General features: G+C 66.2%; 1 protein-coding gene. It reads right to left on the minus strand.

Annotation, left to right across the window (positions count from 1 at the left end; genetic code table 11):
• Positions 1-260: c-type cytochrome (locus tag BST44_RS31600; protein ID WP_208619910.1), on the minus strand; the 260-nt coding region annotated here is incomplete at both ends.

Below are 260 nucleotides of genomic sequence, written 5' to 3' on the forward strand. Positions count from 1 at the left end.
GCACTGTTCCTCAGCCCCTCGCCATTCTCGCCATGACACACCGCGCATTGTCGGGCGTAGACCTTGCGGCCGTTCTCCGGGTCGGGCTTCAGCGCCGGGTCGACCTTGCCGACGCCGCGGCCGGCGACCTTGTCCTGCGGCCGGGTGTTGTTCTTCATCCAGTCGAAGTAGGCCACCATCGCCTGCATGTCGGCAGAGTCCGGCGGCAGAGGCTTACCGTTCATCGAGCGCCGGAAGCAGCCGTTGATGCGTTCCTCCAG

This window comes from Mycobacterium scrofulaceum, from assembly GCF_002086735.1.
Taxonomy (GTDB): domain Bacteria; phylum Actinomycetota; class Actinomycetes; order Mycobacteriales; family Mycobacteriaceae; genus Mycobacterium; species Mycobacterium scrofulaceum.